The 23,609-nt window shown below is 58.2% G+C and carries 20 protein-coding genes and 1 pseudogene; 8 read left to right on the top strand and 13 right to left on the bottom strand.

Features of this window, described 5'->3' with window-relative positions:
• Positions 1–127 precede the first annotated feature (127 nt).
• Positions 128–955, bottom strand: a complete 828-nt coding sequence (locus tag A477_RS0113880; protein WP_017199579.1) for a glycerophosphodiester phosphodiesterase — start codon at positions 953–955, stop codon at positions 128–130.
• Positions 956–964: 9 nt separating this feature from the next.
• On the bottom strand, positions 965–1,711 hold the full coding sequence (locus A477_RS0113875; RefSeq protein ID WP_017199578.1) for an MgtC/SapB family protein: 747 nt from the start codon (positions 1,709–1,711) through the stop codon (positions 965–967).
• Between the two features lie 489 nt (positions 1,712–2,200).
• Here A477_RS0113875 and A477_RS0113870 point away from each other — a divergent pair, with 489 nt between their 5' ends.
• The 3 genes from A477_RS0113870 to A477_RS0113860 are packed head-to-tail and all read left to right on the top strand — an operon-like array spanning position 2,201 to position 5,474.
• Positions 2,201–3,172 carry a carbohydrate ABC transporter permease gene (locus A477_RS0113870; RefSeq protein ID WP_083848047.1) on the top strand — a complete coding sequence of 324 codons (972 nt, stop codon included), beginning with the start codon at positions 2,201–2,203 and terminating at the stop codon, positions 3,170–3,172.
• Positions 3,169–4,047, top strand: coding sequence for a carbohydrate ABC transporter permease (locus tag A477_RS0113865; protein ID WP_017199576.1), 879 nt, complete (start codon positions 3,169–3,171; stop codon positions 4,045–4,047). Before A477_RS0113870 ends, A477_RS0113865 begins: the two co-directional genes overlap by 4 nt.
• Positions 4,048–4,106: 59 nt before the next feature.
• Positions 4,107–5,474 carry an ABC transporter substrate-binding protein gene (locus A477_RS0113860; protein WP_017199575.1) on the top strand — a complete coding sequence of 456 codons (1,368 nt, stop codon included), beginning with the start codon at positions 4,107–4,109 and terminating at the stop codon, positions 5,472–5,474.
• A 106-nt stretch (positions 5,475–5,580) separates the two neighbouring features.
• Here A477_RS0113860 and A477_RS0113855 read toward each other — a convergent pair whose 3' ends face one another.
• From A477_RS0113855 to A477_RS22345, 8 genes and pseudogenes are all read right to left on the bottom strand, one after another.
• Positions 5,581–6,429: a sugar phosphate isomerase/epimerase family protein gene (locus A477_RS0113855; RefSeq protein ID WP_017199574.1), complete on the bottom strand. Its 849-nt coding sequence runs from the start codon at positions 6,427–6,429 to the stop codon at positions 5,581–5,583.
• Positions 6,430–6,431: 2 nt separating this feature from the next.
• Complete coding sequence (locus A477_RS0113850; RefSeq protein ID WP_017199573.1) at positions 6,432–7,268, bottom strand: carbohydrate ABC transporter permease; 837 nt, start codon at positions 7,266–7,268, stop codon at positions 6,432–6,434.
• Positions 7,262–8,233: a carbohydrate ABC transporter permease gene (locus A477_RS0113845; RefSeq protein ID WP_017199572.1), complete on the bottom strand. Its 972-nt coding sequence runs from the start codon at positions 8,231–8,233 to the stop codon at positions 7,262–7,264. Before A477_RS0113845 ends, A477_RS0113850 begins: the two co-directional genes overlap by 7 nt.
• A gap of 11 nt (positions 8,234–8,244) precedes the next feature.
• On the bottom strand, positions 8,245–9,567 hold the full coding sequence (locus A477_RS0113840) for an ABC transporter substrate-binding protein (protein ID WP_017199571.1): 1,323 nt from the start codon (positions 9,565–9,567) through the stop codon (positions 8,245–8,247).
• Between the two features lie 213 nt (positions 9,568–9,780).
• On the bottom strand, positions 9,781–10,887 hold the full coding sequence (locus tag A477_RS0113835; RefSeq protein WP_017199570.1) for a LacI family DNA-binding transcriptional regulator: 1,107 nt from the start codon (positions 10,885–10,887) through the stop codon (positions 9,781–9,783).
• Positions 10,888–10,961: 74 nt separating this feature from the next.
• Positions 10,962–11,846, bottom strand: coding sequence for a PfkB family carbohydrate kinase (locus A477_RS0113830; protein ID WP_017199569.1), 885 nt, complete (start codon positions 11,844–11,846; stop codon positions 10,962–10,964).
• Between the two features lie 81 nt (positions 11,847–11,927).
• Positions 11,928–12,929: an SIS domain-containing protein gene (locus A477_RS0113825; RefSeq protein ID WP_017199568.1), complete on the bottom strand. Its 1,002-nt coding sequence runs from the start codon at positions 12,927–12,929 to the stop codon at positions 11,928–11,930.
• A gap of 631 nt (positions 12,930–13,560) precedes the next feature.
• Positions 13,561–14,156 (bottom strand): annotated as a pseudogene (locus A477_RS22345) (recombinase family protein).
• 387 nt (positions 14,157–14,543) lie between these two features.
• Here A477_RS22345 and A477_RS22340 point away from each other — a divergent pair.
• Positions 14,544–16,247, top strand: coding sequence for an ATP-dependent nuclease (locus A477_RS22340; protein ID WP_017199567.1), 1,704 nt, complete (start codon positions 14,544–14,546; stop codon positions 16,245–16,247).
• Between the two features lie 82 nt (positions 16,248–16,329).
• Here A477_RS22340 and A477_RS0113810 read toward each other — a convergent pair whose 3' ends face one another.
• Positions 16,330–16,743, bottom strand: a complete 414-nt coding sequence (locus A477_RS0113810) for a hypothetical protein (RefSeq protein ID WP_026005618.1) — start codon at positions 16,741–16,743, stop codon at positions 16,330–16,332.
• 540 nt (positions 16,744–17,283) lie between these two features.
• Here A477_RS0113810 and A477_RS0113800 point away from each other — a divergent pair.
• Both A477_RS0113800 and A477_RS22335 read left to right on the top strand, forming a co-directional pair.
• The gene (locus A477_RS0113800) at positions 17,284–18,462 is read left to right on the top strand and encodes a GmrSD restriction endonuclease domain-containing protein (RefSeq protein ID WP_026005617.1); all 1,179 of its coding nucleotides are present in this window, start codon (positions 17,284–17,286) and stop codon (positions 18,460–18,462) included.
• Positions 18,463–18,471: 9 nt separating this feature from the next.
• Complete coding sequence (locus tag A477_RS22335) at positions 18,472–19,020, top strand: HEPN domain-containing protein (protein ID WP_017199563.1); 549 nt, start codon at positions 18,472–18,474, stop codon at positions 19,018–19,020.
• A gap of 460 nt (positions 19,021–19,480) precedes the next feature.
• Here the strand turns inward: A477_RS22335 and A477_RS22330 are convergent, their stop codons facing one another.
• Positions 19,481–21,283, bottom strand: coding sequence for an IS30 family transposase (locus A477_RS22330; protein ID WP_017199562.1), 1,803 nt, complete (start codon positions 21,281–21,283; stop codon positions 19,481–19,483).
• 74 nt (positions 21,284–21,357) lie between these two features.
• Here A477_RS22330 and A477_RS0113785 point away from each other — a divergent pair, with 74 nt between their 5' ends.
• On the top strand, positions 21,358–21,930 hold the full coding sequence (locus A477_RS0113785) for a recombinase family protein (RefSeq protein WP_044568855.1): 573 nt from the start codon (positions 21,358–21,360) through the stop codon (positions 21,928–21,930).
• Positions 21,931–22,425: 495 nt separating this feature from the next.
• Positions 22,426–23,226, top strand: a complete 801-nt coding sequence (locus tag A477_RS0113780; RefSeq protein WP_017199560.1) for a hypothetical protein — start codon at positions 22,426–22,428, stop codon at positions 23,224–23,226.
• 91 nt (positions 23,227–23,317) lie between these two features.
• On the opposite strand, the gene A477_RS22325 is transcribed toward A477_RS0113780, so the two are convergent.
• A partial coding sequence (locus A477_RS22325) for a hypothetical protein (protein ID WP_044568852.1) occupies positions 23,318–23,609 on the bottom strand: 292 nt, incomplete at its 5' end.

The following is a 23,609-nucleotide window of genomic DNA, read 5'->3' as shown; positions in this document are numbered from 1 at the left end:
CCAAAACCATCCACGTCTGGAAAACAGAAAAAGCACTCGTCGCCGACACCTGCCAGGAAAACCCCAACTCCTGGGGCTGCCCCGGCGCAGCAACCCAAGGACGTTGAGCCCAGCGACTCCTCCCCGATCAGGCGGAGGAAGCAGGTTGCAGAAGAGGCAGCGATATAGAGCGGGCCGCTGGAAGCGGTTTGCCAAGCTCAGTCAAGGCTCGCCGGGCCATGGCGACGTCGTTCACGCATATACCATCCACACTAAGACGGGCTGCGGCGCTGATCTCTTCGCCTGTCTCCAACGTCCACGGAAACACCTTCAGTCCCGCGGCATGGGCTATGGCGACCAAACCGGCGTCGAGAATTCCAACAGCCGGCGCAACGGCGGACGCTCCGGTGGCCAAGGCCGCGTCCACCAGGTCTTGAGCAGTCGACGGGTAGAGTCCGGGAGACCGGGACGGGGTTGCCCTGCTGAGCGCGACCAAAGGGACTCCCGGCAAGATGCCGGACATTGCCCTGATGATTTGGGGATCAAAGCTGCGGACCCGCAAGGCTTGTTCATCTTGATGAGCCGCCAAGACCTTGGACAGCACCGTCACAATCCCATGACCGTACTCGTCCCAGGCGGACCCCTCTGTCTTGACCTCAATATCCAAAATGACGCCACTGGCATTGGCAAAACGCAGAAGGGCCAAGGTTTCAGAAAGTGATGGCACACGGCTTTCGATATCGACGTCGGTTGTCGTTGCGGGGTGCTTCTCTATTTTGGCTTCACGAAGCTTCTCAAGCCTGATGTCCCGATCATCGATGACCGCATCGTGGCGCAGCGCAAGCTGGCCATCAGAAGTGAGCCAGACGTCAACTTCAATGGCGTGGACGCCAAGACGGAGCGCCTCGACGAAGCTCGCCAGGGTGTTGCCATGACGATCGGCCAATACGCCCCGATGTCCTTGAATCTCAATCACTTGTGCTCCCTACTCGACTTCGTCAACGACGGAAACTTCGGTAACAGTGGAGAGCTGGGAGAGCTTAGCGACAATGTCCGATGCAGCCATGGTGCCTTCAATTTCCAACTCGATTTCAACGAGATCAGACACAGCGGTTTCCGTGCCTTGCATCAACCGGTCCATCACGCCCTTGGATTCGCCGGAACCCCGCATGGTGGCAAAGCCTTGAACGCGGAATCCTTGCTCGGTACATGTATGGAGAACGTCCCTCAGGGCGCCTACCCCATCCACGTAGCTAACTCTGAGAAGCCACTGGTTCGGAAAGCCGAACCGAAGTTTGCCGGTCAGCACAGGGTAGACGTAGACGATGATGAAATGGGCTGCAGTAACGAACACCGCGGGAAACACCAATCCTGCTCCCGCGGCAGTGCCGACAGCCGCAGTCACCCAAACGGAGGCGGCTGTGGTGAGGCCTCGCACCTGATTCCGCCTCACGAATACAAGCCCCGCCCCGATGAACCCGATGCCGGACACCACCTGTGCGGCCAGGCGGGAGGGATCCAACCTCACCAAATCAACCGCCAGCACATCACTGAACCCGTATTTGCTGACCACCATGAACAGCGCAGCACCCAAACCCACCATCGCGTGTGTTCGCATACCAGCCGATTTGTTTTTGCTTTGACGTTCGAATCCAATGGCGGTGGACAATACCAGCGCCACGGCCAAGGCCAAGCACATATGCCACCACTGCGTATCAGCACTGAAGATCACTTCATGCTCCTGTTCCTGTTACTCGGTTGGACCCCCTTCTTCTGTCGTCCGGATGGAAGACCCAGTCCGATAGCGGATGTTCCAGGCAGAAGCTGTTCAAAAGTAGTCGCGGCGTGAGCCGGTCTGGCTGTAATGCTTCCAAGGGGTGGACGTACCAGTCAATGGATCTGCACATTTGTGCAGATCCGCGCTCAAGGGTTTGTCAGAATGTAACTACATGCTATTTTCAGCGCCCACATGAGGGCGGAAGCCCTGCACTGGCAACGAAAACAGCGATATCCACAATCCCAAAAAGAACCCTTGTGGTGGCACTCGCAAGTGTGTATGTTGAGAAATGACCTGAGGTTAGGTTGTCAGGTCAAACAAATGCTTTTCAACAAGTGCTAAATCGCCCGGACAGCGATGACGAGGGGGTCAACGTGAGGGTTCTCTATGGGCAGATCAAACACACATGGCGCACCGGCCACCGTCTCTGCGGCGCCGGGTGGAATGCATGAACGGGTTCACACGGAAAGCCACGGTGCGCAATCAAGCCGGGTGTCGGTCAACAGACCGCCAATAGCCGGTATCAAGAGGCGACGCTGGAATCGAAAGACACAAAGGGATGCCTGGGTATTTGTCGCATTCGCGGCACCCAATGTCCTGCTCATCCTCCTATTCACTTACCGACCGCTCATCACGAACATCTACTACTCCACTCTGGACTGGACCCTGGGGTCCGCCAGCGCCACCGCCGTGGGCGTAGGCAACTACGTGGAGTTCTTCACCTCCCCGGATGCTTCTAACGTCTTGGCCGTAACGGCCGTATTTACCATCACAACTGTTGGTGGCGCGATGATTCTGGGTCTTCTGGTTGCGCTTGCGCTGAATCAGAAACTCAAGGGCAGGACCTTTGCGCGGGCCGTGGTCTTCGCCCCCTACGTCCTCTCAGGCGTGGGCGTTGGTTTGGTATGGCTGTTCATTTTCGATCCGACGTACGGCGTCCTTTCCTGGATCCTTCGCGGTGTGGGGCAAGCAAGTCCGCAGTGGGTAAATGATCCGAAGCTTGCTCTGGTCATGGTCACCATCGTTTATGTCTGGAAAAACCTCGGCTACTGCGCCGTGGTGTATTTGGCCGGCCTTCAGTCCATTCCCACGCAGCTTATGGAAGCCGCGGCCTTGGACGGTGCCAGCAATGTCAGGCGCTTCTTATCGATTGTGGTTCCCCTGCTGTCCCCCACCACGTTCTTCCTCCTGATCACCTCATTACTAAGCTCCCTGCAAGCGTTCGACATCATTCGGATCATGACACCGTCGGGCAACGGAACCAGCACGTTGATCTTTGATTCCTACCTTCAAGCGTTCGGTTCCTACAACCGGGCGGGGTACTCGGCGGCCATTTCCGTTGTGTTGTTCGTAGGCCTGCTCGTCATGACCGCCGTGCAATTGCGGTTTGTGGAGCGAAAGGTTCACTACTCATGAGCGATACCACTGAAGCTCCTCCCACCAGGGACCGTCCGCTCTCCTGGCAAAGCCTGGGCAGGACCATCGCGGGAGGCTACGTTCCACTCATTCTGGCAACGCTCGTTGTTTTCGTCCCTCTACTGTGGATGATGTTGTCGTCATTGAAGGCACCGGGGGAAATAGTCACAACAAACCTGACGCTGCTTCCAAAAGACCCGACCCTGCAGAATTATGCGGACGCAGCGTCCACTGTGCCGTTCGCCCGGTTCTTCCTCAACAGCGTCATCGTTACCGTTGTTGGGTCCACGATCAAATGCATCCTCGCCGTCCTTACGGCCTATGCATTGGTCTTTGTCCGGTTTCCGTTCAAAAGGGCTATCTTCCTGCTGATCCTGGTTGCACTGATGGTCCCACCGCAGGTTTCGGTTCTTCCCAACTACGTGTTGATAGCTGGAATGGGAGGTCTGAACACCTATTGGGGGATCATCCTCCCCGGCCTGGGAACCGCGTTCGGCACGTTCCTCCTGCGCCAGCACTTCCTCACCCTGCCTCCAGCAATCATGGAGTCGGCGGAAATCGACGGCGCGGGACACTGGCGGAAGCTCTGGAAAATTGTTGTGCCGGTGTCAGTGCCGAGCATCGCGACAGTTGCGTTGGTAACCATCGTTTCCGAATGGAACGAATACATTTGGCCGCTCATTGTCACGGACCATCCGGACATGATGACGCTTCCTGTCGGGTTGACGCAGCTGGTCAATAGCGATGGCAGCACGCAGAACTGGGGCATGCTCATGGCCGGCGCCGTGATCGTCCTGCTGCCGATTCTGGTCATCTTTGCTGCATTGCAGCGTTACATCGTCTCCGGCCTCACTCAAGGCGCAGTTACAGGCTGAAGCCCAACACATCGAAGTTCTGCTCAATGCGCTTCGACTACTAGAAAGGCAGCTTTTCCATGTCGATATCACTTACCCGAAAGCACTTCCTCGGTTTGGCCGGCGCCACTCTCGGCGCCGCCGCTATGGCAGCGTGCGCCGGCCCTTCCACCGACGGTGCCGGCACGGCACTCAAGACGCTCTCCCCGGACGAATGGTCCAAGGTCAAACCCGCCGCAAGTATCAGCTTCATGTCCAGCCACCCAGGGAAATCCCGGGACACGGAAATGAAGCTGATTGAAGCCTTCCAGTCAGCAAACCCGGGCATCACTGTCAACCTCATCACGGGTGGCTCAAACTACGAGGAAGTGGCACAAAAGTTCCAAACGGCCCAGGCAGGCAGTGAAGTACCCGACGTCGTTGTCGCTTCCGACGTGTGGTGGTTCCGGTATGCGGTCTCGGGCGCCATCCTGCCAATCGACGATCTCCTGAAAGCGGTCAGTGTGAGCACTTCCGACTACAGCCCCGGCCTGATCGGGGATTACAAACACGCGAATCAGCAATGGGCCGTCCCGTACGCCCGCTCCACACCGTTGTTCTACTTCAACAAGGACCATTTCAAGGCTGCCGGAGTGCCTGAACGCGCACCTGCAACCTGGGAAGAATTCGCCGAGTGGGCGCCCGGAATCAAGGAGGCCAACTCGTCGAACTCCGGATACCAGAATGCCTATCAATACCCGGCGATCGCAGGTTATGCCGGGTGGACCCTGCAGAACGTTCTCTGGGGACAAGGCGGTAGCTGGTCAAAGGAATGGGACATCACGGCTGACTCCGAGGCTTCCACAGCTGCAATGCAGTGGGTGCAGGATTCCATCGTGAAACATGGCTGGGCGGGAGTCTCGTCCAAGAACGCCATCACGGATCTGCAGGCCGGGGCGGTAAGTGCCACCATCAGCTCGTCCGCAGATCTGGCCGCCACTTTAAAGGCGGCGAAGGAAGCAAACATGAGGATCGGCGTCGGATTCTTGCCGGGAGGCTCTGCTGCGAGCACGCAAGTTTGCCCAACCGGCGGCTCCGGCTTGGTGATCGCCAGCAAGACTTCACCGGAACGTCAACTGGCAGCCGCCAAATTTGTGACCTTCATGACCAACGCACAAAGCACAACGGCTTTGTCTGCAGCTACCGGGTACCTTCCGGTGGCTGAAGCAGCAGATATCTCGTCGATTGTTGCACATACACCGGAGTTCAAAACCGTGGTGGATCAGCTCAAGGTAACCAGGACGCAGGACTTCGCGCGCACGTTCCTCCCCGGCGGAGACCAGGAGTTGGCCAAGGCTGCTACGAAGATCATGAACGAAAAGGCCGATGTGAAGTCGACGCTGACCGAGCTCAGAGGAACCTTGGAAGGTATTTACAACAAGGATGTGAAGCCCAAACTAAAGGCCTAGTATCGCTTGCGGTACCGTGCGAGCGTCGCCGCCCTCAGGGTGTGCGACGCTCGCCTGGCGAAAGGAAAGCCCAACTTCCGGGGGATTCCCCAGCGCAAAAGTCGGGCTAAGCCGAAATACGCGTCAGACCGGCCTCAACAGCATCGAGGCAGCGCGTTACTGCAGCGCGGGGCTCCAGCGAGTAGGAGCCGTCACCAAAGAGTTCAAAGGTCAAGGCTCCGCTGTAGTCCATCTGGCTGAGTTCGCGCAAAATCTCATCCAGATCCAGAAAGCCGTCACCCCAAGCCAGGTGTCCCGTGGGAGCACCGTCAATCAGGTGAACGTGTCGAATGTCCTCGCCGAAAGCCTTGGCATAGTCGATGATGCTTTCTCCCGCTGCTGCCATGGCAACAGTGTCAATCACCACGCCCAAAGTCGGGGAACCGACGTCGTCGAGCATTGAACGGAGTGCGCCGACGTCAGATACTAGGTTCGACTCGACACGTTGAAGGGGCTCAAGGACGCAGGCCACACCCAGTTCGGCGGCCCGCTGTGTGATGTCTTGGAGACCTTCAACGGACCGCACCCAAGCAACCTCAACTGGTTCGTCCTCGTAGCCTCGTCCCGCCGTCAGGAACAAAAGCGGAGACTCCAGCTCACTGCACACCTCCGCCGCACGTAAGAAGTACTGCACGCTTTGATTTCTGAGCCCCTGCTCCCCCGAGGCGATGTTGACGGGATAGGCAACCTGCTCCGGGGTAAGGCAGGCAACGGCGAGCTCCCGCTCCAGCAGCAGTCTCCTCACTTTTCGCAGATGCGCTGAATCAGCGTGGGGAATGTGAAGGTGCGGGGCAATGCCCCAGATCTCCACCTCGGTCCTTCCCAGTTCGGCCATGTCATCGAGGCAACGCTCAAGGGTGTGGTGCTGGTAGGCGAAGTTTGAACCGGTGACCTGATCCAGGCCCAGTACGCTCATACCTACTTACCAACTCCATCGGCGAGTCCACGGATAAAGTACCGCTGCCCGGCGAAGAAGAGCACAATCACTGGGATTGCCGCGATGGCCATGCCCGCGAACACCACAGGGTAGTCCGTTCCGTGCTTGGACATAAGATTCGTCAGCCCAACCGGCAGGGTTTGCAACGCTCCCCCGCTGGTGAAGACCATGGCAAACAGGTACTCGTTCCACGTAAACAGGATGTTGAGGAGGACAGTCGAAACCAGGATCGGCTTGCACATGGGCAAGATGACCTGCCAGAACGCCCGGGCTTTGGAAGCGCCGTCCACTGATGCTGCCTCATCCACCTCTGCGGGTAGATCCATCATGTAAGCCCGGATGAGGAACGTTGTGAACGGAACACGGAACGCCGTGTACAGAATCAGCAGTGCCCAGAGATTGTTGTAGAGACCCAAGCTCTGGAACATCTTGACCAGCGGAATCAGGGCAACCGTGGGAGCAAGCATGAGGCCGCCAAGGATGAGAACGAGCACCACCCTGTTGAAGGGGATGTTCACCCTGGTCAATCCGTAGGCTGCCCAGGCACTGATGAATACAGTCGCAACGGTGGAAGCAACCGTGACCAAAACGCTGGTAGTCAGGTAATCACCCACTCCCCGATTCCATGCAGTGACGTAGTTATCCCATTTCCAGGCAATGGGCAGGGCGAAGGGATTGGAGAACAGCTCGGAGTTGGACTTCACGCCGTTCAGCATCATCCAGACCAACGGATAAATAACGACGACGGCGAGGGCAACCAGGAACGCTTTGATCAGGACCCGTCCGAGTACCAGCAGTACAGCTGAGCGCGTCACCATTGGACCCTCCTTTTCTTGGAGATACGAAGCTGAATGACGGCCAGAACCAGCGTGATGATGAAGACAGCAGTGGCGACGGCGGCCGCGTAGCCAAAGTCGTTGCGGACGAACCCGCTTCTGTAGAGCCAAGTGCCCAGGACCTGGCTGGAATTGTTCGGTCCTCCGCTGGTCATCACCATGACCTCGTTGAACACTTGGAAGGCTCCGGACACCGTGACAATCATCATGAGGCCGGTCATTTCCCTGACGAGCGGCAAAGAAATCGAAAAGAATCGCTGAAGGGGGCCCACGCCGTCGATGGACGCTGCTTCATACAGTTCGGAGGGGATCCGCTGGAGTGCCACCGAGAAGAGAAGCGTGCAATACCCGAAGCCTTGCCACTGACTCATGGCGATGATGGCAAAGATCGCCGTGTTTTCCTGGCCCAGCCATGCTTGGGTGAAGTTTCCGAGGCCCAGGAAGTCCAGGGACGCGTTCAGGATGCCCATCTCGGGTTCGTAGATGAAGTAGAACAAGAGTCCCGCGACTGTCAGTGAGATAGCGGAGGGTACAAAGTAAACGGCTCGAAGGATGCCCCTCCAACGTTGGCTTCGTAGTCCCTCGATCATGGCAGCGAGGATCATCGCCCCGAATACCTGGAATGCGATGGAGATGATCGCGTAGAGAGTGTTGTTAAGGAGTGACTTCCAGAAGATGGGGTCATTGAACATGCGGACGTAGTTATCCGCTCCCACAAAGGTTTGTCGGCCACTGTAGATATCCCACTTGAGGAAACTGAAGCCAAGGTTCTGCACCAAGGGCAGGTAGGCGAACACACCCAGCAGCAGGACCGCCGGCAGCACCCACACAACGTTGCGCCAGCGACGCGTTCGGGCAGACTTGGCAGCCCGGTCTTTCGGTGACTTAGGGGAAACGGGCGCCGGAGGCGGGGCCGCCGGCTTCCAGGCAGTATCGGAAACGGTCATGGCTTTGCCTGCTACTTTGCTGCACTGGAAGCAGCTCGGACGGAGGCAAGAACCTGATCGGGGGTCTGAGTTCCGGCCACCAAGGCCTCCCCACCGGCGAGCCAGGCATCAGCCACCGCGGGAACAGTGACGGAGTCCAGCCAGGTAATCGCCGCCGATGCTTCATTGACTTGTTTGATGCCCTCGATGACTGGTCCGGAAGAATTCTCCGTGGAAACTGCGCCCTTGACTGCGCTGGGCTGCCCATACGGCGGAGCAGAGAGTTTCGCAGCATTCTGGCTGTTGGTGGCGAACTTCATGAAATCAGCTGCAAGTGCGGCGTTCTTGGAACGTGCATTGATGATGTAGCCCTCGGGGGAACCTTCAATGGCCTTCGTATCGCCCTTGGCGTCTGTCGCCGCCGGAAGCTTGAAGATACCCAATCCATCCTGCTTGAGCTTTGAATCGGCAGATGCGGTGGAGTCGAACTCAAGGATTTCCTGGTAGTACATACCTGACTTCCCCTCGGCCAAGGCCTGCTGCGCCGTGGTGTAGAGAACACCGTTGGAGTCCTTACCGCTACCGGTGCACTCATTGACCAAAGTGGTGAACTGGTCCATGGCCTTGAGATAACCCTTGTCCTCAAGCTTGGCCGTTTCCGGGCTGAAGTCGGCTTGCAGCGTCCCGGCCGGCACCTCGTAGGCGAAAAGTTGCTGCAGGTAGTGCAGCCCCGGCCAACCGTCCTTGTTACCGAACGAGATCGGCTCGTAGCCGGCTCCCTTGAGCACGGAGCACGATGAGATGAGTTCATCGAAGGTGGACGGCGGCGTGAGGCCCAGTTCTTTGAAGATCCGCTGGTTGTAACCCATGAACTTGCCGTTGTTGTAGAGCGGGACCGCAAAGTACTTACCGTCCTTGGCAAATGCCTTCAGCGCGGACTCGCCGAAGTTATTCCCCCACTCTGTGCCGGGGGCAATAACCGGGGTCAGATCTGCCGCGAGTCCTCCATCAATGAAGTTGTTGGCCCAGCTGCCAGCCCAGGTGAAATAGATGTCCGGCATGGCTTGGGACGCAGTCAGCGTCTTGGTCTTGTCCTTGATGCTCTGGTCCGTCTCCTGGATGAGATCGAAGGACACTTCCGGGTGCAGCTTCTTGTACTCCGCCGCCAGATCCTCAAAGTACGGTTCCAGCGGGTCTCCGCCAAACTTCGTGAGGATGCTGAGGGTTCCTGCGTACTGTGGCTCAGCGTTGGGATCCAGGACAGCAGCCGGCTGGCTACCGCCGTCGGAACAGCCGGTCAGCGCCAAAGCGGCGCCAGCCATCAATGCCATCAGTGATTGGGTGCTTTTACGCATCATGTCTTCTTTCGGTCGAAGGGCCGATCAGCCGGGGGTCCTCTACGGGAGTGGGAAGTCATGCCCGCCGTTGGGATGTGCTTCACGGAGACGGGCTGAAAGGGTAACTGCTGGAGTGGGACTGGGGGATGGAACTTGTGATACCGGTACCACAGTGAATCATGATTTGAGGCAGCGGGGAAGAGAGCTAGAGGAAATTACAGGAGGGAATTTCTATTCGCCGCGGGCAGCGCGCACAGGGCCGTCCGAGGAACGGGCGACCAGCAGCGAGGGCAGAACGTGCTTCTTTGGGGCAGACGTATCGCCGTCAATCCTTGCAATGAGCTGCTGGGAAGCGACCGCCCCCATTTGGCGCATGGGTTGCTGGATCATGGTCAGCGGCGGATCCATGACGGCAGCCCAAGGGCTGTCGTCGAACCCGATCAGGGAGACGTCCTTTGGCAGGCGCAGGTTTTTGGCACGGAGCGAATGAAGAGCCCCAACCGTCGCCTCGGTCTCGGTGGTGAAGATGGCAGTCGGAGGGTCGGCAAGAGCCAGCATTCCACTGACAGCCCGCGTCGCCTGGCCCTCATTCTTGAGAACGTGAGTGATAAGAGCTGTGTCAAAGGGGATTCCGGCCTCTTCGAGCGCGTCGAGGTAACCCCTCAGCCGTTCGCCATCACTCCAGAGGGCCTCATCCAGGATGCTGTGCATTTGTTTCAAGTCCGTCGCAGGGCTCAGGGTCACTGGCCCCCAGGCGAACGCTATGCGCCGATGACCGTTGTGAATGAGCGAGGCTACGGCCGATCGCGCAGCTTCCCGGTTGTCGATGACCACCGAATCCGTCTCCAGCTTGTCCACCAAACGGTCGATAAGCACTACAGGAGTTCCGCGATCAATGGCATTGGACAGATGCGAGACGTCGTCGCTCCGGCCTGCCGCGGAGGCCACAACGAGGCCATCCACTTGCTTTGCCAGCAAGACAGCAATGGCATCGCGCTCCAGCTCAAGCTTCTCGTCAGTGCTCAGAATGATGGCGTCATAGCCGGCCGTTTTCGCCGTTTCCGAGATGCCTTTGAGCACGCCCGAGAAGAACGGGTTGGCCACATCCGCCAGCACAATTCCAAGGGTTTTGGTAACCCCTGTGGTCATGCTTCGAGCCAGCGTGTTCGGTTGGTAGCCCAATTTCTCGGCGGCCCGCATCACCTTGGCACGCGTGGCTTCACTGACCGAACCGTAGTTCCCAAGGGTTCGGGCGACCGTGGCCCTCCCCACTCCCGCAGCTGCTGCTACTTCGGTAATGGTGGGGGCAGCCGGGTGGTTCTGATGATCCGTCGCCATCCGGCCCCCTTCAGTTGTGGAATCCGCGTTTGCGGTTCCGTCCGTTGATTTGTCTCTGCATCAGATCCTAGTAGCTACCGCGACGGCCCGGCCGCTACCTCGACTGCCCTGCCGTATCCAAAGGCGCCCTCCACATAACACTGAGCCGCGGCCGACTCCGCGCCACGAGCCAGGGCTTTCTGCAAAGCGTCGGCCGGCGGCCGGTACGCCCGGCTCCAGCCTGAGCCAAGCAGGCTGACCACGAGTCCCGCCAGGAACGCATCCCCGCACCCCATGGTGTCCGCGAACCTAAGCGGGTCGGTGGGTGCCGCTGCCTGCGTGAGGAAGCGTTCGCCGTCGTACATCAGTGCGCCTGACTGTCCGCACGTCCCGACCACAAGCGAAACGCCCGCCGCATGGGCTCGCCTGAGGTCATTTTCGACGGCGGCAACGGTCATGTTTCCGCACGACAAAAGCGCCAGGTCCACGTAGGGCGCCGTCTGCATCAAATAGGAGTCTGTTCGACGCTCCGGCTCGGACGAGTAATCAAAACTGACCAGCGTCCCGGTGCTTCGAACGGCAGGCAACTGGGTCTCAGACGCAGAATAGACGCTGGAATGCACCAGATCGGCTGAGGCCAGGTACTTCAGGTGTTCATCCTCCAGCGCGAAGGGATCACTAGTGGTGACGCCTCCTTCATTCCAGCCCAGGAAGATCCGATCGCCGTCCACCACTTTGATTTCAGTGACCCCGTTGAGGCCGTCGCGGATGATGCACCGACTGGTGTCAACCCCCTCCGCGTCAATGGCATCGCGGACAAAAGCGCCCAGCGGATCCGAGCCAAAGACGCCGAGGTAGGCAGACTCAACGCCCAGCCGGCGGGCAAAGACCGCGACATTGACGCAGTTTCCCCCCGGGTACATCACTTTGCGGTCGAGAAAACGGTCCACGATGTTGTCCCCGAACCCGATTACTTTCATGCTCTTCCTGTCTCGAAGCTGCGGGCCCGGGCAGAGCCGGGCCCGCAGCGCGGCCTGATGCCTTTGCGGGCGTCGTGTTGGTCAGTATTCGACCACCCGGTAGTAGCGGCGCAGGTCCAGGGAGTGGTTGCGGACGCGTTCGAGGTGCTTGCTGAAACGGTCAAGAACCGTGTCCAGAATCAGCGGGGCAAGAAGTGCACGGAATCGTGGGCTAACCCCCGGGAGTTCGTAATCCTTGCTGTCCAGCAAGGTGGTGTTCTTGTTGTAGTTTTCGGCGAACTTAGCCACGCGGTCCATCAGCGGGCGGGTCTCATCCTCGCCCAGGAGCAGCATGAGGCTGGTGTCTTCCTCGATGAGTTCCAAGGAACCGTGGAAGAACTCTGCACCGTGCACGCGGGTTGTGCGAAGCCACTGCATCTCTTCGAGGATGCACATGGAATAGAGGTAGGTGAGGCCCCAGAGGTTTCCGGTGCCAACCAGGAAATGGTAGTCAGCATCCTTGTTCTTCTCGGCAAACGCTTCCGCCACTGATTCTGCTTGACGGGCGACGCCGACCAAGCTTTCTGGGACGGTCTTTAGTTCCGTTGCCAGCTCTTCGTATCCTTCAAATTCGCCCCGCGCCGCGAGGAGTCGGGTGCTCAAAAGAATCATGGGAATGTCGAACGGCCAGGTTTTGGGCTCGGTCACCAGGGCAACGTCCAGTGCTTTGGCGAACGGGCTTTCTCCGAATCCTGTGAACCCAACGGTGTAGGCGCCCTTGGCTTTAGCAAACTCGATGGCCTCGATGACGTCTTCCGTGGTGCCCGAAACTGAGGCAAAGACAGCTACGGATCCGGGGCCGAACGTGGGGTCATCCGTGAGCATGAGCTCTTTGCCGATGGACGCGCGGACAGGCAGGGTGGAGCGGGACCGGATGAAGTGCTCGTACGGCAGCATTGCGGCGTAGGTTCCGCCGGCGCCGATGAGGAACAGGTTGGTCAGTTCCCGCTCCTGAATGGAGTCGACAACCGATTCGATCTGCTCCTGCAACGCCAGTGCGCTGCGGGTCTGAGTGAGGAATTCCTCTTCTTTGAAGCCAAGCACGGATGGTCCTTTCAATATGACGCTGAGAGAGTTGAAACATGTTGATACCGGTATCAACATGTGGTCATCATGGTGTCATGGGGAATCGGGGGCGTCAATAGATTGGGCTGGGTTGGTTGGTTTCGCCGGTGTCCTCGGTAGTCACCGTGGTGATGGCGATTGCATTCATGTGGTGTTCGTCCTTCTTGTCCGAAAAGTTGGGTGGGTGGGGCGACCAAACGTGACCGGCCAGCTTCCCCTCTCCCCCGATGCTTCTATGTCTGTCAAGCGGTGGGTGGGGCGCTCGTGGTGAGTGGCCAGCTTCCCCTCTCCCCCGTTGTTTTGGCTGCTGGCGAAGCTTGCGGAACTGTGCCCGACGGAGGCCTATCTACCCTTGGGCAAGGTGTGGGAAATTTCCCGGAGGAAATAAGCGACGCAGGAGCGCCGGAGGGAAATTCCTGCACCGCAGGCCCCGGAGCGAAGCGGAGGGGCTAGACGGGGTGGAGCGGGCACGTACAATCCGTCAGGACAGCAGCCAAAACAAGAAGAATGCTTCTGCAGCCCGAGCGAACGAGGACCGTTCTGCAGCGCTCGACGCTGCGCTCTGTCACCGCGCCCGTTGACGGCGGCACGCGGATTCCTTGTGAGCGCGCTAGTTGGCAGCCTTCTGGTCGGCAAGCGCTCGTGAGCGCCGGTAAAAGGTTGCCCGGGACATTCCTAAGTCGCGGGCAACCTGCGCTGCGGATTCGCCGCCGTTGACCAGCTGGACGGCACTTCGGATCTGGCTATCGGTGATCCGGCGGGGCCTGCCACCAAGGTCCTTGCCCGCTTCTCTTCGCTTGTTGATGGAATCCGTGACGCGTTCGCGCCTGATCTCGTGTTCCATCTGAGCAAGGGCGGCATGATCGTGAACAGCATTGAGCCCATGGGAGTTGCTGTGTCGACGTCGCCTCCGCCCAAGTTCAGTACGCGTCGCCCGGCGCGCCTGCTGCGGAGTTCATCGGCGAGGGCCAGCATGTTCTGGGCGGATCTGCCGAGCCTGTCCATAGTCGTGATGACAAGGGTGTCTCCCTCGATCAGTGCCTCGAGTGCTCGATCAAACTGGGGTCGTGAAGCGCGTGCTCCGGAGGCGCCATGGTCGATGTAGAGGTCATCGCGTCGGACGCCGGCGGCCAGCAGATCTGCCTGCTGCCGGTCGGTTGACTGCTGCCGTGTCGAAACTCGTGCGTAGCCGATAAGTTTCGCCATGGCCTGCCTCCGATGTGTCGCATAACTAAAGGTCAGTATGCCGATTTCACGGGCAGGTTTCGAGACATAGATACGAGAATCGCTGGTCTCTGAAAAGTTGCGCCGCGTCACGGGATCATGGGCTCAGCCGGACAGCGGCAAGAGACGTCTCGTATCCAGAGACAGCTTTGTGTGTAGCGTATAGGGCACCCTCACCGGGCAATTTGTCGGGCAGGGTATACGGGACAGTCTAAATATCGGCATCACGAAGTCGCAGGTCAGCATCTGGTCGTCCTGATAAAGGACCGGCTTACGGGCGCGGTCGTCTTAGGTCGAGCTACGGCTCCACACCGCAAGCTGGGGCTTCCAATCTGTGTTCACTTCTAACCGATAGGCAATGATTGGAATGTGCTTATCAACGGCTTTACTTTTCGCGGCTACAGAAGCTTCCCATCGGACCAGCCTGCAGTGCTCTACCCTCTTCGCAGAGTGAATCTCATTGCAGGGCAAAACAACACCGGTAAGTCGAACGTCTTGCGGGTCATTGCCGACACATTTTCTGACGATAGGAGGGCCTTCTCCCGGTGGGACCGCCCGCTTGGAGATGCGGAACACACTTTCGCCCGGACGGAGATATATAAGATTGCCGAGGTCCTCACTTGGGGGGATATGGAGAGGCAAGCTGCCAGCACCTTAGAGTATCTAGAACGTTTTCTTCGTCTCCCAGGGATAGTTTTTCAAGAAGATACCGACGGAGTGAGCTTCGGAGTTTCCGGCCAGGGCAGCATCGACCACGACGCCCTCAGGCAGATGGCCCGCGAAGCTGAGGATGCGCACCTAGCGCAGACGTTGTCTGCGACCCTAACGGGTAAAAGAGGCGGGAATCCAGGTGAAGATGCCTACAGGGTTCTTGATTGGATAGTGAAGCAACGCCCGCTTCCGCCCTCTTCGTTTACAGTCAATGGCGTAAGAACAATCTCTGACGACAGTAGCCAGACTCCCGATCTGAACGGGCAGAGCATCAAACGCCGTCTCCTCGAGTTGCAGAATCCCTCGACAGATCGCCTTGGTGACAGACAGGTGTTCCTAAAAGTGCAGGATTTCGTCCGCGCTGTCCTCGACGACGCGACCGTCACAATAGATGTTCCTCATGATTTATCGACGATCCACGTTACCCAAGGAGGCCGGACTCTCCCCATTGAGAACATGGGGACCGGTGTTCATGAAGTGGTGATCATTGCAGCAGCCGCGACAGTTGTTCAGAACTCGATAATGTGCGTCGAGGAACCAGAGGTGCACCTCCATCCGATCCTGCAGCGCAAGCTTCTTCGATATCTTGCACAAAACACAACGAATCAGTACTTCATCGCAACTCATTCTGCCCATATGCTCGACTCGGAGATAGGCAGCATCTTCCACGTCACCCAGCAGGACGGGGTCTCCAGTCTCAGATTTGCAGGGGCCGCGCGGGAGCGAGCGGCCGTGTGTGCAGATCTCGGATACCGTCCTTCGGACCTTGTGCAGACGAATGCCGTCTTGTGGGTGGAAGGGCCTTCCGATCGCATCTATCTGAAGCATTGGATCGAGAGGCTTGCTCCAGGCAAATTCGTTGAAGGAACGCACTACTCCATTATGTTTTACGGAGGATCTCTGCTCAGCGCCCTATCGCCACTCGATGCTGAGGAAGTCGAGGAGTTCATCTCCCTACGTAACCTCAACAGATACATGATGGTTTTGATTGACTCGGATAGGAAGCGCTCTGGTGGCGGCCTTAATGACAGTAAGCGACGGGTTATCGAGGACCTCGACAGCGACCCTTCGACGGGTATGGCGTGGGTCACTGCAGGCTACACGGTTGAGAACTACGTACCTGAACAGTTGCTTACGGCTGCGATACGTGTTGCCCACCCCTCCACCAAGAACCGAACGCTGCCCACTCAAAGCCGTTGGTCCAATCCATTGATGGCCGACAGGTTGGGGATCAAGCAGCCAAGCAAAGTTGCTATTTCGAAAGTCGCAACAAAAATCTGGGAAGATGAGTGGCCTTTTGACCTGAAAAAGAGAGTCCACGGGGTCATTTCGCTTATTGCGGCGGCTAACAGCCATACCTAAGCCGATGCGCATCTTGAAGGTGATCGCTGTTCCAGCCTCACGTCAACAGGGAGAGCAATCAGTGTGCCCGTTAGAGGATCCTCTAGCGTGCGGTTTGAAACGGCCAATGGTCAGGGTAGGCATGTGGGACTGCGACGACCTGTACTGCGTCCTCGTAGACAAGTCGGCCGGGGTTTCGTGTGCGAAGTTCCATCCATGGGATTTTGTGTCGATCAAGTAACTCCAGATACGCGGCCGTCATATCGAGGAGTGCCTTTGACTCCACCTTGAACCACGACCTAGCTCCAGGGTTCAGCTCGGAGTCATAGCAGTCCGCCACGACAGTTGTTGGATCCCGGTAAGCAGCGGTGGCGTGGGCATTGGCAACTTGCAGCCATTGCAGATCGGTCTCACCCAGAAGTCCTGCGTCCCTGATTCCGTTAGCCATCGCGAACACTCCAGGAAATCGTCCCCGACGGTTAGGGACGGCGCTTTGATAGCGAATGAACTCACCCATACTAGGAGGGTACGCAGTCCCTGCCAACTGTTAGTTCGCGGTCCCGTTAGCCGATCCTTGAGCGGACGCTTCGCGGACTCCGTCTAGAGGCTGCAATGTATTGGTCGGTGACAGGGCCTCACGACTCCGTAGGTGCGACCAGTCCATGGAAGGTGCGTCATCAAAACTCTCCGGGCGATCAAGCGGCTCTTTACCGAATTGCCTCAACCAGCCAGGGCCTTCTATTGGTACTTCATCGCGCTTTTCTTGGGAACGTTCCTTGTCGGCGTCATAACCAGGGTGAACTGGGTTGCCATCGGCCTGAGCGTAGCTGGTCTGTTCTTGTCTGCCCGGCAATCCGCGGAAACCCATTTGGCTGGCCACAGGGCGCGGCGGAGTATGAAGGTCCCACATGACGTTCTCCTCTCGGCTGAAGTCAACGGCGCTCGGCAAGGCAGGGAATAGTGAAAGGCAGTAGCGTCTCTTGAGAGCGGGGACTGACGATGGCATCGGTAGTTACTATGAGGCTAACTGGAAACAACATCTTTCAAGGGAATGGCATTGTCTGAACAACCATCACCGCTTGCTTCATTCGAAATCGACCCACTGGAACTGGATGTATTTGATCCGGAGACCGAGGACTCCGAAAACGTCCCGATCACGGAATACGATCTGGTCTCGACGCCGAATGACTTCAACGTTCTTACGATCCAGAACTTTTTAGAGACAGGCGCTGTCAAGGTCCCGAAATATCAGAGGAACTTCGTCTGGGACCGGCCCCGCGCCTCCAAACTCATCGAGTCGCTGATACTCGGGCTCCCAGTTCCACAAGTATTCCTCTATGAGGAGGCAAGAAACTCGTTTCAGATCATTGACGGTCAGCAACGGCTGATGTCGATCTACTTCTTCATGGTCGGACGGTTTCCCCGGAAGGCGGCCAAGCCACGGTTGCGTGAGTTCTGGGGAATGCAGGGGGCCATACCCCTCAGCATCCTCGAAGACGACGACCTCTTCGAATCCTTCAAACTTGCACTTCCCACTCCTGAGAGTGGCCCCGCGAATCCGCTCAACGGAGCCAAATACGACACTCTCGGCGACAAGCAGATACAACTGGGGATGCGGACGCTTCGAAACGTAATCATCAAGCAGGTGAATCCAGAAGGTCGCGGAGCTGTATATGAGATCTTTAATAGGCTCAACACGACGGGCGTAAACCTCACGCCGCAAGAGATACGCATGAGCCTCGCCGACTCGGCGCTCATGGAGAGAATTATCGACCTGAACCTCTCAGGCAACTGGCGGAAGCTAATCGGCGCTCCGATTCCCGACCCAAAGCTTAAAGACATCGAAATAATTCTCCGTGCTTTCGCTATGGGCGACGACTCAGCCTCGTACAAGCCTTCAATGGTGCGCTTCCTAAATCGGTATGCAGATAAGACGCGGAAGTTCAGCGAAACCGACGTGGAAACGCGAGCGAGCTTTTTCGAGGACTTCATCGCAAACGTTTCTGGGTTGGATAGGTCGCTGTTCTTGATATCTGGCCGTTTCAGCGTCCCCATCTTCGAAGCAGTCTACGCAGCGTACTGGCAAGGCGGCGGAGGTGCTTTGGACGACCCTACGCTCCGCGTCCTGATGCATGACCCTGCATTCACCTCCGCGACGTCGGATAAGACGACCGACACCAAGAACGTCTTGCAAAGGATCAAAACCGCCAGGGAACATCTGTTTGGAGCCAGGTAGGTCTCGCCGATGTCGATGTCACCCTTCTTTCGCGAACGAATTGAGATCAGGCAGCAGCTTCAAGACGCCCAGGAGTGGTCACTGCTCAACGTCTACCAGACGGACCTACCCAAGATCCTCGTTGTAGCCACCGCAAGCAGGTTCGAAAGGGAGATCACGCAACATATTGAGGACTTCTACAGAGAGGCTACGACTTACGATTCAGCCACACTCTTCGTCATCAACAAAGCCCTTTCTCGGCAATACCACACTCTGTTTGCGTGGAATGAGAACACCGCCACGTCCTTCATGAAATTGTTCGGTGCAGAGTGCGCCTCCAACTTCAAGAGTCAGCTCGACGCGCATGACTGGCTGGCTACATCAGTGAAGGATTTCTTGACGCTTGGGCGGATACGAAACGAATTGGTGCACAGGGACTTTGCGTCCTTTCCTCTTGACCTGACCGTGGAAGAGGTAGACGTGCGATCACAGTCCGCCGAACGCTTTGTGGCCGCTATCCCACAAGTTATCCGCGTCGACTCGATTTCCACGTCTGATGTCGTGGACGAAGGCGTCTGAGGCAATCAAACAGTTGCCCGCGGCGACGTCGGATCAATCTGGACAGGCAGAGGGGCGTAAGCAGATCCGCGGACCCCCCATATCCTCATCCCAGTCGGTGGAGTCGTCCGGCGCCGGACATATCGGCGACGCTTCGGATCACCCCGGATTGAGGGCTCTTCAGGCCCTCCACCTGACGCCCGCCCGTAAGCATCGGCGCTCAAGTGGGAACCATCTTTACCTTTTAGACAGCCGGCGCGCCTAAGTGCGCCTAGACGAGCTGCGCTTGACCTCGTTCCAGCGTCTAGTGTCTCAGGCTCGAAGGGTCCGGCTCTCTTCGTCTTACGCGAAGCAAACGCCCGTTAGCCGGTCCTTCACCGGTCGCAGTATCGCGGGATTTTGCATCTGTAGAAATTCCCGGATTTCCGGGAATTCCCGTATGACCCGCCCGCAAAACTGCCCGATGAAGGTGCGGCGGATTCTAGGGATCGACGCAACGTTCGAGTGAGTCGGGCCGTTCAGCCGACTGTTTTCGAGTGTATCCGGAGGTGGCAAGCGTGGTGCTTTTTTCGGCCTGGAAGAGTGCCTTGGGGGTGAGGTAGCCGAGGGTCTTGCGGGGCCTGGTGTTCAACTCGTTGCAGACGCTCTTGACGTATTCGTGGGTGTACTTTGACAGGTCGGTGCCCTTGCGGAAGTACTGGCGGGCCAGCCCGTTAAAGTTCTCATTGGCTCCCCGCTGCCAGGGGCTGGAGCGTTTTGCGAAGTAAATTTGGATGCCTGTCGCTGCGGCGAGTTCTTGGTGTCGGGCCATCTCTACGCCCTGATCCCAGGTGAGAGTCTGCTTTAGGTGCGGTGGGAGGGAAGCGAAGGCGGCGGTGATGGCAGCGTTAGTCCGGGCCGCTGTGTGGTCGATCGGCAGATTGATGATGATTCCGTAGTGGGTCTTGCGTTCCCGCAGCGTCACCATCGCCGAGGTCGAGCCGGGCCCGACGATTAGATCGCCTTCCCAGTGGCCAGCTTCCGTCTTGGTCTCAATGACTGGCGGGCGCTGACTGATCATGGTCATGTTCCGGACCACTGCGCCGTGGCCGGAACCGGTCCGCCAGCGGTGTCTGCGGATTTTCCGTCCGGTGCGCAGTCGGGGACAGTATTTCTTATCTAAGCCGCCGTCATCGTTGAAGAGCAGTGCCCGGTAGATGGTCTCAGGACTCAATTGAAGGCCCGGTTCGACGGGGAATTGCAGTGCGAGCCAGCCGCAGATCTGCTCGGGCGACCAGTGACGATTGAGCTTGCGCTGGACTATCGCGCGTAGTCGCCGGTTCCGTTTAAGCTTCCGATCCCGTGGCCGGCGCCGCTGCTGGCTGGCGCTGTAATCTGCGGCGTGCGGAGAGTACAGGCCGTGGCCTTCTCGGTGACGGTCCAGTTCCCTTTTGATCGTTGAGGGGCAGCGTCCGAGTTCACGCCCGATGCGCCGCAGTGAGCAGTCCAGCCGGAGAAGGTCAGCGATCTGAATCCGTTCCAGCAGGGACAGGTATCGCCCGGACCCTTGAGCAGGAACCCTCATATGGCTCTGCTCGGCCCGTAGGTTCCTAAGTTTCGTGCCGGCACGTCTGCTCATACCCAACATCCTGCAGGCCTCAGCGTTGCTGCATCCGGCACTCACCAGGTCCCAGTACCGTGTCTGCGGTAAAGCGCGTCGCTTTTGTGCTGGCGACCAGGGAGCTGCCACTCTCTCGGCAACGATCCTCGCGGTCCCAATGGCGTCCCGCTCGGCTTTCTGCAGACGTGCTTTTTCGGCTTTCAAGTCTTCTTTCCGCTGGATTTCCCACCTGACGGAGGTCCCCGGGGACAGCCGTAATGCTTTTACAACCTCTGCCAGAGGCAGCCGGCTTCGCAAGGTGATGAAGCGACGGTAGACCCACCGGTATCCAGTCGTATGCTTTACGCCTGCTGATCCGGCAGCAGACAATACGCTCATGCCGGAGGAATAGCAGGACCAGAACGCTTCCTCGACGACTGGATCGACTTGAAAGTGATGGCGCCCCGTACCGCTGAGAAAGCGGTCGTTCCATTTCTCGGCATTGCGCGAGATGAACCCCAGTTCTGTCTGGGCAGCTACGTGATCGAGGCCTTCACTCCGGTATTGGAGGTACTCATCCCGCAACCACCGGTAACCGGTTTCCTTACCGATTCCGGCCAGCCGTACTGATTCTCTGAAACTCTTGCCTTCCTTGATGAAGGCAAGAAACCTGACGCCGGTAGGCGAATCGAAGTGTTGATACATCGAAGGAACTCCCTGGATTGGGTGTTGCTTCGACCAACAGAATCCGGGGTGCCCTAAACGCTACACTCGTGGGCATGCTCATCGGATATGCCCGTGTCTCAACCAACGCCCAAGACCTGACCGCGCAGCGAGACGCTCTCGCGGCCGCCGGCGTGGACCGGGATGCGATCTACGTCGATCACGGATTCACCGGAACGCAGCGTGAACGTCCCGGGCTGGGGAAAGCCCTCGCTGCCTGCCGGAAGGGCGACACCCTCGTTGTAACCAAGCTCGACCGCCTCGCCCGCTCACTGCCGGATGCCAGGGACATCGCTGATGAACTCACCCGCAAAGGCGTCGCCTTGAATCTCGGCGGCAGCATCTACGATCCTCACGATCCAGTGGGTAAGCTCCTGTTCAACGTGCTTGGAATGGTCGCCGAGTTCGAAGCCGACCTCATCCGCGCCAGAACACGGGAAGGCATGGCGGTGGCCAAGGCCAAAGGCAGGCTTCGCGGAAAGCAACCGAAACTCTCCAAGGCCCAGGAAACCCACCTCGTGAACCTCTATCGGGGCGGGGTGCACACCACCACGGAAATCGCGGAACTCTTCGGCGTGGCCCGTTCCACCGTGTATCGGGCCCTTCAACGTGCAGCTCCAGCCACCTGACCTCCCAGCCAGCGACCGCGCATCGTGAACCTGGGCATTCGCGCTTTCGTGCAGACGACTACCGACCAAAATGACGCTTTATGCAGTGGACTTCGGACACCAGAGTGTTCATACCCGACTGCACTACTCCCGCAACCGCAGGGACGTCAGTGCAGTCAGCTTATGAAAACGACAGTAGGGTCTGTTGCTCGGAAACCGCCGTTGTGGTGCGCGCCGACTAACACAACTGTTCGGCTTCCCACGCACGGGTGCGGTCAAGAGAAGGTGCAACGCGATCTTGGCATCCTTGGCGGGGTAAGGCCCTTTCCTTGCCAATACCTCCCAGGCTCTCCACTGAAGTCGTTATTGCGCGGTTCACGAACAATGCCTCAGGCGGCTCAGGAGGCAGTGCGACCCTAGCTGAGGACTGCATTGACATCTAGATTCGGATTGGCACCGTGCTTGGACGCCGGGGTTGTTCCCTATTCTGTCGGCCGTGTCCGGTAGAACCCCAGTATGAACTTGGACGTAGTAGGAATCCTGAATCTTGTCGCCGTATTGTGTCTTCTCGCGGTGCCAGTCACTGGCCTGCTAGCAGGTGGAGTGTATCTCTGGTACCTCGTTCGGCGCTTGACGTCACCGGATCGATGGTTCGTGCCAGCCAGCGTTGTCGGAGATTTCCAGTTTCTGGGCACCGCGCCCAGTAAGTTGAGCCCGTCCGAAAAGGTGATCCTGAGTAACGCGTACATCCGGGTCCCCGTACAGCTGATCAGAGCAACGGTCTTTTTATTGTTTTTCTCGCTTGGTTCCGATCTGGCCGCACAGTTAGTGAGTGTCCAGGATCCGACGCTGAACTCGCTGGGAGCGGGGCTCATGGGTGCGTTCTTGCTTGCGATGGTCGCCACGTGGGGGTGCGCATGGAGTGAAAAGCGCCTGTCTGCCGCACGCGCCTTGGGTCCAGGTGTCAACTTATCCAGGGCGGCAAAGAAGTTCATTGCCCGGGATAACGCCAATCATCGTCGTCTTTTGTCCTTGGAGGGGCGCCGCTTTCTGACATTTGCCAAGAAAGCGGGAGTCCCGGACATTGATCCCCGGCTAGTGCAGATTGCCATGTTTTTGGAGAATCCGACCCTCGAGAACGTCAGGTGCATCCCGGCCACTGTGCACCTGACCCTGAAAGATGTCGTTGCTGAAAGGTTCTCCAGGAGTTCTTGGCAGCTCAGCAGGGTGGGTAAAGGGGTCGTCCTGGCAACACCGACAGTCGGCGTAGTCGCGACTATAACCAACCAGCTCGTGCAACTGATAAACCGGTCCTAGATTTCCAGCTGGACAGACGAAGAACGGCGGAACTACGCAAGGTTCCGCCGTTCGTCTCGTTAAAAGGGATCGTGTCGTCCCGTTGGCTGGGTTAGTAGAGCTTGCTGTAGAAGCCCTTGTTGGTTTTGCCGTCTCCGTTGGTGACGTACAGCATGTAGTACTTTCCACTACCGAGTGAGTAGGCACCGAAGTTCACGGTGGCACTCTCGAGGCGGAAGTCCCCGTTAGCGGCGGTCTGTCCGTAGTTCGGGTTGTGCGATGTGACCGTTGCGGTGCGTTCCTGGACCTGGCCGAGCTGGGTGGTGTATTTGATCTTGATGCTTGATCCGGTCAGGTTGTACCCGTAGACGGTCAGTGCCCCGGTGGCGGGGTTGGCGGCGGAA

The organism is Arthrobacter sp. M2012083, from assembly GCF_000281065.1.
Taxonomy (GTDB): domain Bacteria; phylum Actinomycetota; class Actinomycetes; order Actinomycetales; family Micrococcaceae; genus Arthrobacter.
This window is presented reverse-complemented; position numbering and strand designations above follow the sequence as displayed.